The organism is Aureispira anguillae (assembly GCF_026000115.1).
Classification (GTDB): domain Bacteria; phylum Bacteroidota; class Bacteroidia; order Chitinophagales; family Saprospiraceae; genus Aureispira; species Aureispira anguillae.
In genome coordinates this window covers 2760110-2776252 of sequence record NZ_AP026867.1, presented here as the reverse complement: position 1 = coordinate 2776252, position 16143 = coordinate 2760110, and the positions used below count along the sequence as shown (strand labels likewise).

The following is a 16143-nucleotide window of genomic DNA, read 5'->3' as shown; positions in this document are numbered from 1 at the left end:
AATATGTTTATATTTTGTTTTGAAAGAGCTTTGTTTAGTGTAAATAAATGTTGAAATTTATTATATGTATAAGTGTTTTTTTCCGTTTACTTTAGTACAGGATAAACTTAAAATATGAAAATGAGCAATGCCAACTGTGCTGTATCGTGAATGAATAACTAGGGCAACTAGACTTAAAACTCTTATTTAACTTTATTTCTTTAGTTTTGTATGTAGGCTTTTTTATTGAAAACAAAACTGTTTGGTGATTGAGTGATTATTTTTTATAAATTGTATAGGTTTTGTAAGGTGTTTTTATATAGTAAAGCCCTGTATCTAGATTAGATAAATCTATTGTGTTTTTGATGCGAGAGGGAGCAATTGGTTGGACAAAAGGAGTGATGTCTTTGCCCATTGCATCATAAATTTTGATTGGATGTTGTGTGATGTCATTTCCTTCAAGTGTGACTTGACCATTTGTAGGGTTGGGGTAAAGTTTTAAATTTTTGCCTTTTTTAATACGAATAGCTTTGATGGGAGAATAGAAAATGTTGCCATCAAAATCCGTTTGCAATAGCCTATAATAAGAAACGCCACAATAAGGTGTAGAATCAATGGTGCGATAAGTTGAAAGGGTTGACGAAGTTCCATTCCCTTTAATCGTTGCTAATTGTTCCCAAGAAAAACCATCAAGGGATCGTTCTATCATAAAATAATCATTATTGGTTTCCGTTTCGGTTTGCCAATGTAATACTACAGATTGATTAGATTGCTTTTCAACCGAAAAGTTGATTAATTGGATAGGAAGCAAAATAGGGGAAGATAGCGTTAATCGGAAACCTTCTGTTGCGCTCGTTCCCGTTGTCTTATTGTATAACCAAGTGAAGGAAGTGATGCTATCCATTGTTACTAGCCAATCAGTGCCAGCTCCGTCATTTACTTCTTTGATAACAGCATGATTATCTTGAACAACAGGAGTATTAAGGGCAGGAACAGCAATCCCGTCTATTGTCATCAACCCACCGCTATTGTTAGAGGTCTGTTGGAGGGTAATGTTCTGTTGGTTTGGGTTTGAGATGGTTATTGTTTCACCTGATAGTAAATTTTGAGAATTGCCTAGTTGGATATTGGTAGATCCATTTAGGAATGTAAGGGTGAAGGAACAGTTGGTTCGATCTCGAATAAATATTTTAGCAGGATCAGTTGCATCTATCTTAGGATCTGTTCCTACTATAGTTACGTTTATTCTAGCATCTAATCCAGTGCCTGCTATATTAGTAATGATCTGCCCATCTACGAAAGTAGACCCTAAGGGGAGCCCTGTTTCGGTAACCCAATTGATAAGTTGGGCTTTAGAGGGAACACTTGCCCCTAAAAAGCATAAAATGCAGTAAGAAAAAAGGAAAGAGTTGTACATATAGTAACTTCTAATTAATGATATAATTTTATTGATTAAGCATTAAATAAAAGGGAGGGGATTTTCTATATGAAGGAATTAAAAGGGGAAAGAAGGAATCTAGAATTATCTAATTTGAAGGCATGAATTGTTATAGGGAATGTTAATCTTTTTGTTGTTGATGCCAATGAATGAGATAACCCAATTTATAAAAATCAAATAACTTAAGTTGAGGATGATTAGAGTAAAGGTTGTTTAATATTTTAGACTTAAAAAAACAATATAACATTAAAATGACCTTATGTAAATATAACTTTTTTGTTCGAATAAAGAAAGTAAGGAGTTTAATATCTGCGTCCAAATGATGATTTGAATACAGAAAATGTAGATTTTGGATGGCTTGTTCGCTTTTTTTGATAAAAACATGATTTATTTCTATCCCAATATGTTTAAGGGGATTGTCCAAATGAAGGATGGGAATCTGTCTCTTTTTTAGTGCTAAGCCAAATAGGGTATCTTCATGACCATACTGAGTAAGCGTTTCTTCAAATCGGATTTCTTCAAAAATAGGCTTAGGAATCAAAAAATTATTGGTCATGAAAGAACGATAAGGCAATTGTTGCCTTGTAGCAGCAGTACTTTGTTCTCGATTTAGCCCATAAAACCAATGAAAGTAAAGCAGAGGATCATTGGGAGGAGTATTTTGATAACAACGCCCTCCATAAAGTAGCTGATTGGGGGCTAGATGCTGAGTGTAGTTTTGCAAATAATGGGCATCAACAGGCATGGCATCGCAATCCATAAAAAGCAAATAATTGTAACGAGCTTGTGTGGCGAGATAATTCCTAATTTTGGAACGCCCCATATTTTGTTTTAAAACTTGATAACGAACAAAGGGAAGTTGCTGAAGTTCTTGATTAAGTTGGACAAATTGAGCAGAAGAGGCATCTTCTACGCACAAAATTTCAAACGGAATACTCAAACCACTGCCTTGGTCGTGCAATTGATAGACTAGTTTTCGAACATCAAAATTATAGCAAGGGATTAAAATGGAAAGCATGGAGCCTAATTTTAACAAGGTTAGAATAAGATTATAAAGTTAGCCCTCCATCAGAGATAATCTTAGACATACTTTTCTCCTGAATTTTACTTTCAATCCAAACCACCAAATCAAAATTAGGCAAAAAATTGCGTTCAAATTTATCTACACGAACAGCTTGTAATTCTTGTTTGAGCGATTTAAAGGATTCCATAATCTCCTGATTGGTTAACATTCGTAAATACTTTTTTAGGTATTTAAAAATGATCTTTTCACTTTTATAAAGCAACTTACGTTTGTACATCATTCTATAGGTATTTAGCAAGAGCGATTCTAATAGTTGATAGTTGCCCAACTCAAAATGAATGAGTAAATTAAGAATCATTGCACCAGCATAAATATATTGATGTTGTTTGAGTACTTTGTTTGAAAAAACTTGTTCGATCTGATGCCCTGCTTCTTTAGGCATTTGATTGCACAAATAAATTGACGCTCGAATATAATCAATCACCAAACGTCGGAAATCACCAACTTTATCATAGATTCCAACAATTTCGGGGTTGTTGGTTGTTTGGTAATGCAAGGCTGCTTTGTATTGGTAAGAAAGCAAGTAATATTCTAGTTTGAATTCGATCACTCGCTCTTTTATTTTAATAATAAGGTGTGGGTTGTTTTTAACCCGTTCGTGAGACAATAAGCCAACCATTTTTTGGCAATTTCCCCAAGCCTTATCAAATAACAAAGCCTCTAATTGCAAAAACATTAAGTTGTTCAAATCTGTAATATAGTCCTCTATTTTGCTTTTGGGAATTGATTTTAACCCTTCTATTTCGTCTACAAATTCTTGCCAATATTCGGCTGCTTGCTCATAGTTTCCTTCATAGCGATAGATAAAACCATTTAAAAAACGATACATATCCAAAGCATTTTTGGAAGTTGCCAATTGGGAATTTTTGAGCAAAGGATGTTCTTTTAATTGCTGAATCTCTGCCATTTCCTCTTCACTGCGAACAACCTGCTGTTTGTGAGTAATAAAAAGTGTTTTTAGTTGCAAAAATTGGTAAGTGAGATCCGTTTTATATTGTTCTAACAATTGGTATTCTTCCTCCAAGTTACGATCCAAATAGTGTTTGATTTTGGTTAAATTTCGTTGATTCATAAAGGAGCGAGCCTGCGTAGAGAGCCCCGTTATGGCTAAAGGAAAAAGCTCCATTTTTACAGCCGTTTGAACAGCTTTCTCATTTAGTGCATCTGCTTGCTTGTACAAGCCTTTTTTTTGCAATATTTCAGATTGATAAATGAGTTGATTGATTTTTTGATAATCAGAACTTTTTAGATGGTAGAGGTAAAGTGCTTTTAAGATTAGATTGTACAACCTGTTTTTGGCAACATGAAAATTTTTGGCAGGGATTTTATCCTCAAAATCTTTTCGAATTTTATCTTCATTATATTGTTGTTGGCGATCAAATGCATCAAAAAGAGCTAGTTGATTGTCTGTTCCTTTACTGGTAAATGCCTTTGCAACTAGTTTTATATAGCGTTTTTCAGATTGATTAAGAGAGCTGATTAATTGATACAAATCGTCAGAAAACTTCATACAATAACTATAAATAGTGATAAAAAGGATTAGAAGAACCGTACATAATTTGGGATTATTTCTAGGCGAAAAGAAATAATAAATCCAAATGTATACATTTTTGAATTGAACACTAAATTTTTTACTTATGAATTGTAGAGAAGTTAATCAGATGTTCTAAAAAACAATAGAAACCCTTATGAATAGTTTTGCAATATTAGTTCTTATCAAGAATAAAAATGCAGTGGACTAGCCTATGTTGATTTTTTACATCTATTCTAATAATACATGAGCGTAGCTCGTGATTGCTACCTGAGCTTTTAAAGGAGAAAAATGGAGTTGTGTTACAGTAGTAGTGCTAAAAAAATTGCTTAGCGGCGACCTAATATGCTTTTGCAAAAAGTCATATTGAGTGCAAGCATGCGCCTAGGTGAATTAGAAGGCGTTTCTTTAGGGTTGTTTTTAGCTCGTAGAGCCGTATTAACCCAAGTATTAACCTGCATAGGGCGAGGATTATTTTTGATAGGAGCGATGTTCTGAATTTCTAACTGTAGTCGTTTTTTCATGTGTGGAACCATTTTAGGATTTAAAATGCAAGCCTAATTTACTAAAAAAGATGCACTTTGCCAAAAAAAGGTTGTATATCTATGTATTTATAAGTCGATGAAAAACAGAAATACTCCTAAAGTAAAATCATTTTCTTACCACTAGTAAAGAGAAAGAAAGTTTTTTTCTAAGAGTAATTGAGTGGGAACGTAAAATATATTGGGAACTAAAAAGCCGCTTGTTCAAGTGCAATTTTATTTTATATTTGCAGATAAAATCATTAAAATAATCGGTCATGAAGTTAGGAGAACCAAAATTTAGTAGAGACTTTGAGTTGGGAGAGTTGCGTTTGCTTAGGATATTAGTTTGTCTCTTATTTTTAGGAAGAGCTTGGCAAGGAATTTTTTGGGATTTACCATTGAGAACTTTTTTTTGGGATCAGTCTCTATTAGAAGGTGTTGTAACAACATTAACAGGAGATACATGGCAACATTATGTGACCAACGAAAGTATAAACATTGATAAAATCATAAATGTATTGGGTTGCTCTCTTGGTTTTTTCTGGGCGTTTTGTGCTATTTTTGTATTATTGGTCAAGAAAGAATGGAAATTTGGAAAATGGTTAATGTATGCAGGATCTTTATCCTTTTTTTTACTAGCACTGCTATACTTTAAAGATAAATTTTGGCAAGTAGGTCAATTTTTTGAATATGCCACACAGGTTACCGCACCTCTTATCTTTGTTCATGTACTTTATGGCGGAAAAAATACATTTTATTTTAGAAGAGGAGTGAAGTTAATTATTGCTATTACTTTTTTCTGTCATGGTTTGTATGCTTGTGCGTATTATCCACAGCCAGGAATTTGGATACAGTGGTGTATGGATGTATTTGGATTTAGAGACGACCTAACAGCTCGGCAATTTCTGATTTGGATTGGGTGGATCGATTTTGCGGTCGCTATTTTGCTTTTTGTGCCGATTAAAACATTTAGTTGGGTGGCCATTTGGTATTGTATAATTTGGGGGACAATGACTTCTTTTGCTCGTATTGTAGGTAATTTTTATGTCACTATGATCTTTGAATCCTTGCATCAGCATGTTTATGAAACATTATATCGTTTAGTGCATGGAGGTATACCGCTATTTTTGTGGTACTGTTACAGAAGAAAAGGAGCTAATACAGATCCTAGTTTAAAAAATGAGGTTTAAGGTTTATGACAAAAATATATTTGGTGCCTGGTTTAGGGAATGATGTGCGCATTTTTTCCAAATTAATTCCTTTGCTAGAAGGGGAGGGAAAAGAAATTGTGTGCTTAGAACATAAAGAACCCTTAAGCTTAAATGAAACAATTCCAGCCTATGCCAAACGAATGGTTGAGTGCATCCCCAAGACAGCAGAACCGCCTGTTTTAATTGGAATGTCTTTGGGGGGAACCATTGCAACAGAAATGTCCAAATTGATGCCCCTCCAAAAATTGATTCTTATTTCTACTTTTAAACATAAAAGCGAAGTTCCTTTTCTTTTTAAAATAGCCCGAATTTTGCCCCTTCATCTTCTTGTGCCAGCTTGGTTTATTCGGATTGTCATTCCTTTTTTTGCTAGAATTTTAGGGATTTGTAATCGGGAAGATACCCAAACCCTTCGAGCAATGCTTTATGCTTGTACAGCAAGTCATTTTGCGTGGGGAAGGCGTGCAATTGTTGCTTGGGACAACGAAACTTACCCCTCCAATTTTATTCACATCAACGGAACCAAGGACCACATTTTTAACTTAAGACAAGAACAAATTACGCACACCATAAAAAATGGAACGCACAATATGGTAATGGATCGAGCGGCTGAAATTGCTACTATAATTCATAGAGAAGCCTTAGGCTAAACCTTCATCTCATATAATTCTTGTTAGAACTAGTATTTGAAATATAAAATGCGTACCTTTGCAGCATAATAGGGATTATTTCCTTGTTTTTGTCTGTGAGAATGGATGATAAACGATTTTTTAGATTACTAAATAAACGTTTTTTGCAAAAATCACCTTAATTTATTCCTTCCACAGGGCATAGCATTAATCATCAATCAAACCATAAATAAATATGTTGAATCTAATTCTTTTTGGCCCTCCTGGGAGTGGTAAAGGCACCCAAGCAGCTAAATTGGTAGAAAAATACAATCTAGTACACATCTCTACTGGAGATTTGTTTAGAAGAGAGAAAAAAAGCAATAGTGCTATTTGGCAAGAGGCCCAAAGTTATATGGATAATGGAAACTTAGTGCCAGATTCTATAACAATTAGCTTGCTAAGAGCAGAGATGGCAAAAACGCCAGATGCTGTAGGATATATTTTGGATGGTTTTCCTCGTAATATCAATCAGGCAGAAACACTTGATGCTTTCCTAAAAGAAGAAGGAACAGCCGTAAACCTATTGGTAGAGTTGATGGTTGCGGATGAAGAAATTATTCAGCGCCTAGCTAGTAGAGGAAAGATTGAAGGACGAGTTGACGATCAAGATACTGCAATTATTCAAAATCGAATTGACATTTACAAGAGCCAAACTTCACCTGTTGCGAATTATTATGCGCAAGTTGATAAAACAAAGCGTATTGATGGTATTGGTTCTATTGAAGAAATATTTGAACGTATCTGTGCCGTTTTGGATGCAGTTACTGTTTAATTTTATCGTAAAAATAAAATGGAGAATGGAGCATGCTGTTTTGGAGCTCCATTCTTTATTTTTAAGGCTTAATTGTATATGCTAATAGGTGCCATCATTTTCTGGCTCTGTGTGTTTGGGTTGTTTCATTCTTATGTATTATACCCAATCATACTTAAACTTGTAGCTTCCTCAAAAGCTAACAATCAAGAGTTCTATGCGCCTAAGGAGTCACTCCCTCATGTCTCTTTTGTTATGTCATTGTACAATGAAGAGGCTGTTATTCTAGAAAAACTAGAAACCCTATTAACAACGGATTATCCAAGCGATAAGTTTAGTATATACATCGGTTCAGACTGCTCTTCTGATGCAACCAATGCTATGGTTCAGCAATTTATAGAAGGGCACAGTCAATTTCATTTTTTCCCTTTCACTCAGCGCAGAGGCAAGCCTAGTGTCATCAATGACATTATCAGCCAGGCAATTGCAGATTGCCCTTCAACAGAGGAACATATTGTTATTATTTCGGATGCTAATGTAATGTTAGAACCAACAACCGTTTATGAATTGGCGAAACACTTCAAAAACTCGCAAATCGGTTTGGTAGACTCCAATATCAAAAACCCGAAATTAAAAACCTTAACAACAAAGGGAATTGCAGCTTCTGAAAAATCGTATATCTCTAGAGAGGTACACATCAAAAATTTGGAAGGAAGGGCTTGGGGGCGCACCATGGGACCCTTAGGGGGCTGTTATGCGATTCGAGCAGAATTGTTTGAACCTGTGCCTGCTAACTTTTTGGTGGATGATTTTTATATTGCTATGAAAGTTTTTGAGAAAGGAAAACTCGCAATTAATGAGTTGGAGGCGGTTTGTTATGAAGCTGTGCCTAGTGATATTAACGAAGAGTTTCGGCGTAAAACACGTATTTCAGCAGGCAACTTTGCTAATTTAGCAGCTTTTAAACATTTGTTGTGGCCACCTGGATCTATGAGTTTTACCTTTTTGTCACACAAGGTATTGCGCTGGTATGGTCCCTTCTTTATTCTTATCTCTTACCTTTGCTTGATTGCATTAGCCTTTGTTTATCACAACCAATTTTATTTAGTGTTGTTTATTATAGAAACGTTTGGTTTATTTGGCATTCCTTTACTGGATTGGCTGTTCAAAAAAATAAATTTAAACATAGTTATTATACGATATATAACCTATTTTAATGCTATGAATTTGGCATTATTTAATGGATTTTTTAAATACTTAAAAGGAGTTCAAAATGGTATCTGGCAACCTACAAAACGAGACGCCTAAACGCAAACTTGACAACATTGAAGATGCTTTGGCAGAAATCAAAGCAGGCAAAATTATCATTGTTGTAGATGATGAAGATAGAGAAAATGAAGGTGATTTTATTTGCGCGGCGGAGCTAATTACTCCACAACTTATTAACTTCATGGCTACGCATGGTCGAGGACTTATTTGTACCCCCCTGACAGCGCAACGTTGTGATGAGTTGGAACTTCGTCCTATGCAGCAACAAAATACAGCCGTACACGAAACGGCATTTACCATTTCAATTGACTTATTGAACTTTGGTTGTTCTACTGGTATTTCTGCTTACGATCGTGCTACTGGTATTCAAAAATTAACCGACTCAGCTACTGTATCTAGTGATTATGCACGACCTGGGCATATCTTTCCATTGATTGCTAAAGATGGTGGCGTATTGCGCCGTGCAGGGCACACAGAGGCAGCAGTAGATTTGGCAAGATTAGCTGGCTTAAAGCCTGCTGGTGTTTTGGTAGAAATTCTTAACGAAGATGGTACAATGGCTCGTTTGCCTGACTTGTTTGAAATCGCAGACAAACACGATCTAAAAATTATATCTATTGAGGATTTAATCAAGTATCGCTTAGAGAAAGAAACTTTGATAGAGGAGGTGGTACGATTAACTGCTCCTACTGAATATGGAGAGTTTGATGTAATTGGATTTGAGGATAAAACGACAGAAAAAAATCTTTTTGCCTTAACAAAAGGTACTTGGAAGAAAGACGAGCCTATTTTAGTTCGAGTGCATTCCTCTTTTACAACGACAGACGTTTTTGGAGCATTATTAGGAGATTCAGGTTCTCAATTGCATGCTGCCATGAAACAAGTCAATGAAGAAGGAAAAGGAGTGGTGCTTTACATCGAACAAGATGGAGGTGGTGTTGATCTTATGAATAAACTAAAAGCATTCAAAAAACTCCAAGAGGAAGGCTTGAATACTTCTGATGTTAAAACTCGTTTGAGAACAAAAACAGACCAAAGAGAGTACGGTATTGGCGCTCAGGTATTGAGACAGTTAGGCGTTAGCAAATTGCGTTTGATGACCAATAATCCTAAAAAGCGCATTGGCTTGATTGGATATGGTCTTGAAATTGTCGAAAATGTCGCCTTAAACACTACTGGTACATCAACGGAAGCAACAACTAAAGATGAGCAGCCTATTAAAATCTAACATAGGTTTCTTATTGGTATAGTACATTAAATGGTTTTAATTGTAAGAATTAAGCCGCAATGAATCAATTTGGAGATTTGAATTTTTGGTTGTGTGTCTTAATCGCCAAATTTCAAATCATCAAATTGATTTGTTGTATTAGGTAGGTGCAAATAACCCCCCTATGTGTATTTTTGAAGCGCTTATTTCATTTGAGATTTGCATTGATTTATAGTTTAATTAAACCATCTTGAATAGAATACTGTTGTTTTCTATGAAGAGGTATTATCTTGCTAAGCGTTTATGAGAACTAAAAATGGTTTGGTGACGAATCAACCATCGAGTTGGAGTAAATTTTAGTTTAGAACAATATTTTTATTGACTAGTAGTATAAAATTTTAGATGAATCAGTATAAAACTAAGGATATTAAAATGGTTGTCGAAGAAGTAGTCAGAATTAACATGCCAACAGAGTATGGGACGTTTGAACTGGTGGGCTTTGAGGATAAACTAAAGGGTAAAACATTATTTGCCTTGACTAAAGGAACTTGGAACAAAGAAGAACCTATCTTGGTTCGGGTACATTCTTCGTGCATTACTGGAGATATTGTAGGGTCTTTGCGCTGTGATTGTGGTCCTCAACTACAAGCTGCTATGAAACGAGTAGAGGCAGAAGGAAAAGGAGTGATTGTTTATATTGAACAAGAAGGGAGAGGAATTGGCTTTTTGAATAAAATGAAAGCCTACAAACTTCAGGAAGAGGGACTCGATACTGTTGAGGCAAACCTACATTTAGGCTTTGAGGCAGATCAAAGAGAATATATTGCAGCAACTCAAGCATTGCAATTATTAGGCGTTCAAAAATTGCGTTTGATGTCTAACAACCCATTAAAACAAAAAGAATTAGAGAAATATGGTTTGGAGGTAGTAGAAAATGTAACATTGGAAATTGAAGCCAATGAATACAATAATTTTTACTTAAAAACCAAACGAGATAAAATGGGACATATCCTATTTCAGCATGGACTGAAATAATTTTACTCAGCCTATTTTTTATGAGCCAATCTAAAGAGCGGAAAACGTTCCTCATCTTTAGATTGGCTTCATTTTATGGTTACTATTGAGTTTCAAACGAACTCAAAAAGCGATTAAGTTTCCTAAGAACCACACATCAAACAATCGTCTGGATTGTCTAAGCTACAAGAAATTCCTTCTTGTGTATTCGCAGGGTTTTCGGCTTCTGCTTTTACAAATTTTTGTTGATGTTTGGCAGAAAGTGTAAATTTAATAGGATCAACAGCCGCTTTACTTCTAAGGTAATACATACCTGTTTTTAGTCCTTTTTTCCAAGCATAAAAATGCATAGAAGTTAGTTTCGCAAAGGTTGGATTTTCAACAAACAAATTCAAACTCTGTGATTGACAAATAAAGGCTCCTCTATCTGCTGACATATCAATAATATGACGCTGTTTGATCTCGTAAGCTGTTTTGTACAATTCTTTGAGATGATCAGGAATGTCCTTGATGTTCTGAACAGAACCATTGGCAGCCATTAATTGCTCTTTGATTTCTTCAGTCCAAAGCCCTTCTTCGATCAAATCCTTTAGCAAGTGCTTATTGACGATAATGTATTCTCCTGAAAGTGTTCTACGGGTATAAATATTAGAAGTATAAGGCTCGAAACATTCATTATTCCCTAAGATTTGAGAAGTAGACGCTGTTGGCATAGGAGCCAATAATAAACTGTTGCGCATACCGTGCTCTTTGATGTTGGCACGTAGCTTGTCCCAATCCCATTTAGAAGATGGAGCTTGATCCCATAAATCAAACTGCAACAAACCTTGGCTGATTGGTGAGCCTTCGTAAGATTGGTAGGTTCCTTCCTCTTTCGCCAATTCACAAGATTCTGTTACCGCAGCATAATACATGGTTTCAAAAATTGCTCTATTGAGCATTTTTCCCTCTGTGCTATCAAATGGATAACGCATCAAAATTAACGCATCTGCCAAACCTTGAACACCAATTCCGATAGGACGGTGGCGTAGGTTAGAGTTGCGAGCTTCCTCAACTGGATAATAGTTGATGTCAATTACTTTATTGAGGTTGCGAGTGACAATTCGAGTGATTTCATAAAGCTTTTCAAAATCGAATTTGCCATTAATAACAAATTTAGGCAAAGAGATAGAAGCCAAGTTACAAACGGCAACTTCATCTTTAGAAGTATACTCCATAATCTCTGTACAAAGATTACTAGAACGGATAACTCCTAAGTTTTTCTGATTAGATTTGTGGTTGGCGTGATCTTTATAAAGCATATAGGGGGTACCCGTCTCAATTTGAGATTCTAGGATCTTGGTCCACAGTTCACGTGCTTTTATCGTTTTTCTACCTTTACCTTCTGCTTCATATTTTAAGTATAGTTGCTCAAACTCTTCACCATAGGTATTGTATAAGTCAGGGCATTCATTCGGGCACATCAGCGTCCATTCAACATCTTCTTCCACCCGTTTCATAAATAAATCAGAAATCCACATGGCGTAGAATAAGTCTCTAGCACGTTTTTCTTCTTTACCGTGATTTTTCTTTAAATCCAAAAACTCAAAAATATCAGCATGCCAAGGCTCCAAATAAATAGCAAAAGCTCCTTTTCGTTTTCCTCCACCTTGATCTACATAACGAGCTGTATCGTTATAAACTCTCAACATGGGAACAATACCATTAGAGGTACCACCAGTACCTTTGATATAACTTCCTTGGGCACGAACATTGTGAATGCTCAAACCAATACCTCCCGCAGATTGTGATATTTTGGCACAACGAGTCAAGGTTTCAAAAATCCCAGAAATAGAGTCTTCTGTAGCACTCAACAAGAAGCAAGAAGACAACTGTGGTTTGGGCGTTCCTGCATTAAATAGCGTTGGAGTAGCGTGAATAAACCACTTCTCAGACATTAGGCTATAGGTCTGGATAGCTGAAACAATATCCGTTCCATGGATGCCAATAGCAGCACGCATTAACATATATTGAGGACGTTCTACAATTTTTCCGTCCATGCGCAATAGATAAGAACGCTCTAAGGTTTTGAATCCAAAATAATCAAATTCATAATCGTTCTCATGTTTGATTGCAGTATCAAATACTTTGCGGTTTTTCCAAATGATAGCAAAGGTATCGTTAGAAATCAACTGAGCATTTTCTCCTGTTTTAGGATCAATATACTCATGAAGTGCTTTCATGGTTTTAGAGAAAGACTTATTGGAGTTTTTATGGAGATTGGAAACGGAGATACGGGCAGCCAAAATTGCATAATCAGGATGCTGGGTTGCCATTGTAGCAGCAGTCTCTGAGGCTAAGTTGTCAAGAATAGTGGTACTTACACCATCATATAAACCTTGGATAACCTTTTTGCAAATTTCAATGGAGTCTACATAACGTAGATCAAGCCCATTACAAAGGTGTTCAATTCGTCTTTTGATTTTGTCAAAAGATACATCTTCTGTTTGTCCATTTCTTTTTACTACTTGCATTTTCTTTGTTTTAATAAAATGCGCATTAAACGCATTTAGAATGATGGAAGAATTACTAGTATGAATACTAGTGATACTTTAGGGCGCAGAATCTTTTGATTAAGGTCAAAGGATTAGCGAGTGACTACCCTAGAGAACCTAACGATTGCCCCGATAGCCACTTATCAAGTTTTGTGTGTTTTTAGTTTTATTCTAGTGATAAAGTGGGATGAAATTAGAAATCTTCATCCAAAGAAAACGTTTGTTTATCACGGTCGGCCATAACGCCAGCCTTTTGATAATCTCCAACACGTTTTTCAAAGAAGTTTGTTTTTCCTTGCAAAGAAATTAAATCCATCCAAGAAAAGGGGTTAGCAGTCCCATAAACCTTTTCATTGCCTAAAGAGACCAAAAGACGATCTGCAACAAACTCAATGTATTCGGTCATCAATCCAGCATTCATACCAATTAGAGAAACAGGCAAGGCATCTGTTACAAATTCTTTTTCGAATAAAACAGCCTCTGTGATAATATCTTGAACCACTTGTTTGTCCAATTTGTTTTCTAGCATAGAATAAAGCAAACAAGCAAAGTCACAATGCATTCCTTCGTCTCTACTGATCAATTCATTAGAGAAGGTTAAGCCAGGCATTAAACCTCGTTTTTTGAGCCAATAAATTGCACAAAAACTACCAGAGAAGAAGATACCTTCTACAGCAGCAAAGGCAATTAATCGGTGCGCAAAAGAAGGCGCTTCGTCGATCCATTTTAGTGCCCATTTAGCTTTTTTCTGTACGCAAGGCAGGGTATCCATTGCTTTAAAAAGTCTATTTTTTTCTTCAGTGTCTCTGATGTAAGTGTCAATCAGAAGGCTATATGTCTCAGCATGAATATCCTCGATTTGTATTTGTGTCGAGTAAAAAGATCGTGCTTCAGCGATTTGAACATCTTTATAAAAATTTAGGACCAAATTCTCATTAACGATGCCATCACTTGCTGCAAAAAAAGCAAGAACATGTTTGATAAAATGACGCTCATTGTCATTCAATTTATTGTTCCAATCAATAATGTCTGCTTCTAAGTCGATTTCATCTGTTGTCCAAAAACAAGCTAAAGCTTTTTTTCGCATTTCCCACACTGCATCGTGCTGAATTGGGAATAAAACAAAACGATCATCACTCTCCGTAAGAATTAATTCTTTATTATTCATTTAGTTTAAAACAATTTGTTGTGGATAAGTTTAGTGAAAAGATGTATTTTGGTGTGTTAATAGAACCTATCTAACTCGTTCTTATCCGTGTTAATTTTTATGCTATTCAAAGTTAGAGTTTTTATTCCAAATGCACAAATAATCTTTGTGAGTAAATGCATTTTGTGGTTTGTTATTGATTGAAAGTCAATGGTTTGTGGTTTAATATATTAAATTAAAGAAATCATGGAGCGTAAATTGAACTTATTAACAGCTTTTTTGTGAATAACTGACTTGCACAGCCTAAAAAGCTAGATTTTGAGCATTTTAAAAGCATTATTCTCTTTTTTTGTTTATGCAAAAAAAATCAGAAATAAACAAATTTGTTTGATGTTTTTTGAAAACTTTTTTTTGTAAAGAAAATCTTATTGTTTTAAAATGTGGATAACTTTTTATTTTGCGATTTTTTATACCCCAAATGAGGGATAAAGTTCTTTAGGATTAGAGAAAAAATGGTGTTTTGATAGTACAAAACACCCTAAAATTTTATTGCATAGCAATCGTATACCAGAGTTGCAGACCAATTTCTAGGCAATTTTCGTCTATATCAAAATAAGGATTGTGCAACATTGCAGTGATTCCTTTTTCTTCGTTGCGGCAACCCAGAAAGATAAAGCAAGCTGGGATTTGTTGAGAATAATACCCAAAGTCTTCTCCTGCCATAGATGGAGGATATGGAAATAAGGTATTGTCTTTAGGAAGTAATTGAGCAATTTTTTGAGCAACAATGGGATCATTATAAGTAATGGTATGCCCGTTAATATAATTGAAGGTGAATGCTGCACCATGAGCTTGACAAGTATGCTCCAGAAGCTTGTATAGGCGTTGTTTTACTTTAGTTTTAGTAGCCATTGATAAGGTGCGGATAGAAGCAGTTAGTTTGACGGTTTCGGGAATGATATTATGAGCAGTTCCTGCCTCTATGATCGTAAAAGAGATAACGGCGGCTTCTAGTGCAGGGGTATTTCTAGAAACAATAGTTTGGACAGCATTGATGTATTGAGCTGCAATTATAATGGGGTCAATGGTTATGTGTGGGTAGGCAGCATGCCCTCCTTTGCCTTTGATTTGAATTTCCAAAATATCAGGTTGCCCCATTGCGGGACCTTCGCAAATGCCAATTTTTCCAGTTTCGATGGTCGGCCAAACATGCTGCCCATATATTTCGTCTACACCATTCAGCACTCCATCTTCTATCATAGGAATCGCTCCACCAGGTACATTTTCTTCATCGGGCTGAAAGATAAACCGAATGTTGTGCTTGAGTTGTGCTTTGTTTTTTACGATCCATTTGGCTGCGCCCAACAACATAGCCGTATGAGCATCGTGTCCACACATATGCGAAACACCATCTATGGTAGACTGAAATTCTTTATTTCCTAATTCTTGAATGGGCAAGGCATCCATATCGGCACGTAAAGCGATTCGTTTGTTGGCATTAGGAACATTTAGATCTGCATACAAGCCATTTTTGCCAATGTTAGCATGTACTTCGAGACCTAATGCTTGGAGTTCTTGGGCTACCAGTTTTACCGTTTGGTGAACTTCTGCACCAAGTTCTGGATATTGATGGATATGTCTGCGTATTTGAATAGTTTCTTGAATAATATTTGTAGGTATTAACATGATTTGAGATATTGCGTGCTTGTAAATTTTGAAATGAAAAATTCAAGGTAATAGATTCTTAATACTCCGTTAATTTTTTGATTTTTACAAAAAAAAG

General features: G+C 35.6%; 12 protein-coding genes and 1 pseudogene. 6 read left to right on the top strand and 7 right to left on the bottom strand.

Features of this window, described 5'->3' with window-relative positions; genetic code table 11:
* Nucleotides 1–256: 256 nt before the first annotated feature.
* The 4 genes from AsAng_RS10865 to AsAng_RS10850 form a co-directional block, all read right to left on the bottom strand.
* Nucleotides 257–1396 (bottom strand): T9SS type A sorting domain-containing protein, encoded by a 1140-nt coding sequence (locus AsAng_RS10865; RefSeq protein WP_264792804.1) that lies wholly within the window; start codon nt 1394–1396, stop codon nt 257–259.
* A 142-nt stretch (nt 1397–1538) separates the two neighbouring features.
* Complete coding sequence (locus tag AsAng_RS10860; RefSeq protein WP_264792803.1) at nt 1539–2435, bottom strand: glycosyltransferase family 2 protein; 897 nt, start codon at nt 2433–2435, stop codon at nt 1539–1541.
* A gap of 31 nt (nt 2436–2466) precedes the next feature.
* On the bottom strand, nt 2467–4011 hold the full coding sequence (locus AsAng_RS10855) for a hypothetical protein (protein WP_264792802.1): 1545 nt from the start codon (nt 4009–4011) through the stop codon (nt 2467–2469).
* 350 nt (nt 4012–4361) lie between these two features.
* Nucleotides 4362–4556 (bottom strand): hypothetical protein, encoded by a 195-nt coding sequence (locus AsAng_RS10850; protein ID WP_264792801.1) that lies wholly within the window; start codon nt 4554–4556, stop codon nt 4362–4364.
* A gap of 275 nt (nt 4557–4831) precedes the next feature.
* Between AsAng_RS10850 and AsAng_RS10845 the strand changes: the two genes are divergently transcribed.
* The 6 genes and pseudogenes from AsAng_RS10845 to ribA all read left to right on the top strand — a co-directional run.
* Nucleotides 4832–5746 (top strand): hypothetical protein, encoded by a 915-nt coding sequence (locus AsAng_RS10845; RefSeq protein ID WP_264792800.1) that lies wholly within the window; start codon nt 4832–4834, stop codon nt 5744–5746.
* A gap of 5 nt (nt 5747–5751) precedes the next feature.
* A complete protein-coding gene (locus AsAng_RS10840) occupies nt 5752–6417 on the top strand; it encodes an alpha/beta hydrolase (RefSeq protein WP_264792799.1) in 666 nt (221 codons plus the stop codon).
* A gap of 214 nt (nt 6418–6631) precedes the next feature.
* The gene (locus tag AsAng_RS10835; protein ID WP_264792798.1) at nt 6632–7210 is read left to right on the top strand and encodes an adenylate kinase; all 579 of its coding nucleotides are present in this window, start codon (nt 6632–6634) and stop codon (nt 7208–7210) included.
* Between the two features lie 78 nt (nt 7211–7288).
* Entirely contained in the window at nt 7289–8497 is a 1209-nt protein-coding gene (locus AsAng_RS10830; protein WP_264792797.1) for a glycosyltransferase, read from the top strand.
* The gene (gene ribB / locus AsAng_RS10825) at nt 8463–9686 is read left to right on the top strand and encodes a 3,4-dihydroxy-2-butanone-4-phosphate synthase (protein WP_264792796.1); all 1224 of its coding nucleotides are present in this window, start codon (nt 8463–8465) and stop codon (nt 9684–9686) included. Before AsAng_RS10830 ends, ribB begins: the two co-directional genes overlap by 35 nt.
* A gap of 414 nt (nt 9687–10100) precedes the next feature.
* Nucleotides 10101–10700, top strand: a pseudogene (ribA, locus tag AsAng_RS10820) (GTP cyclohydrolase II); the annotation flags it as partial.
* Nucleotides 10701–10822: 122 nt separating this feature from the next.
* On the opposite strand, the gene AsAng_RS10815 reads toward ribA, so the two are convergent.
* The 3 genes from AsAng_RS10815 to AsAng_RS10805 all read right to left on the bottom strand — a co-directional run bounded on the left by AsAng_RS10815 (nt 10823) and on the right by AsAng_RS10805 (nt 16046).
* Entirely contained in the window at nt 10823–13192 is a 2370-nt protein-coding gene (locus tag AsAng_RS10815) for a ribonucleoside-diphosphate reductase subunit alpha (RefSeq protein ID WP_264792794.1), read from the bottom strand.
* Nucleotides 13193–13406: 214 nt separating this feature from the next.
* Complete coding sequence (locus tag AsAng_RS10810) at nt 13407–14381, bottom strand: ribonucleotide-diphosphate reductase subunit beta (protein WP_264792793.1); 975 nt, start codon at nt 14379–14381, stop codon at nt 13407–13409.
* A 525-nt stretch (nt 14382–14906) separates the two neighbouring features.
* Nucleotides 14907–16046, bottom strand: coding sequence for a M20 metallopeptidase family protein (locus AsAng_RS10805; RefSeq protein ID WP_264792792.1), 1140 nt, complete (start codon nt 16044–16046; stop codon nt 14907–14909).
* Nucleotides 16047–16143 lie beyond the last annotated feature (97 nt).

Bases quoted from the DNA above. Each gene is read 5' to 3' on its own strand.
- AsAng_RS10865 (WP_264792804.1), bottom strand. From the start codon at position 1,396: ATGTACAACTCTTTCCTTTTTTCTTACTGCATTTTATGCTTTTTAGGG.
- AsAng_RS10860 (WP_264792803.1), bottom strand. From the start codon at position 2,435: ATGCTTTCCATTTTAATCCCTTGCTATAATTTTGATGTTCGAAAACTA.
- AsAng_RS10855 (WP_264792802.1), bottom strand. From the start codon at position 4,011: ATGAAGTTTTCTGACGATTTGTATCAATTAATCAGCTCTCTTAATCAA.
- AsAng_RS10850 (WP_264792801.1), bottom strand. From the start codon at position 4,556: ATGAAAAAACGACTACAGTTAGAAATTCAGAACATCGCTCCTATCAAA.
- AsAng_RS10845 (WP_264792800.1), top strand. From the start codon at position 4,832: ATGAAGTTAGGAGAACCAAAATTTAGTAGAGACTTTGAGTTGGGAGAG.
- AsAng_RS10840 (WP_264792799.1), top strand. From the start codon at position 5,752: ATGACAAAAATATATTTGGTGCCTGGTTTAGGGAATGATGTGCGCATT.
- AsAng_RS10835 (WP_264792798.1), top strand. From the start codon at position 6,632: ATGTTGAATCTAATTCTTTTTGGCCCTCCTGGGAGTGGTAAAGGCACC.
- AsAng_RS10830 (WP_264792797.1), top strand. From the start codon at position 7,289: ATGCTAATAGGTGCCATCATTTTCTGGCTCTGTGTGTTTGGGTTGTTT.
- ribB (WP_264792796.1), top strand. From the start codon at position 8,463: ATGGTATCTGGCAACCTACAAAACGAGACGCCTAAACGCAAACTTGAC.
- AsAng_RS10815 (WP_264792794.1), bottom strand. From the start codon at position 13,192: ATGCAAGTAGTAAAAAGAAATGGACAAACAGAAGATGTATCTTTTGAC.
- AsAng_RS10810 (WP_264792793.1), bottom strand. From the start codon at position 14,381: ATGAATAATAAAGAATTAATTCTTACGGAGAGTGATGATCGTTTTGTT.
- AsAng_RS10805 (WP_264792792.1), bottom strand. From the start codon at position 16,046: ATGTTAATACCTACAAATATTATTCAAGAAACTATTCAAATACGCAGA.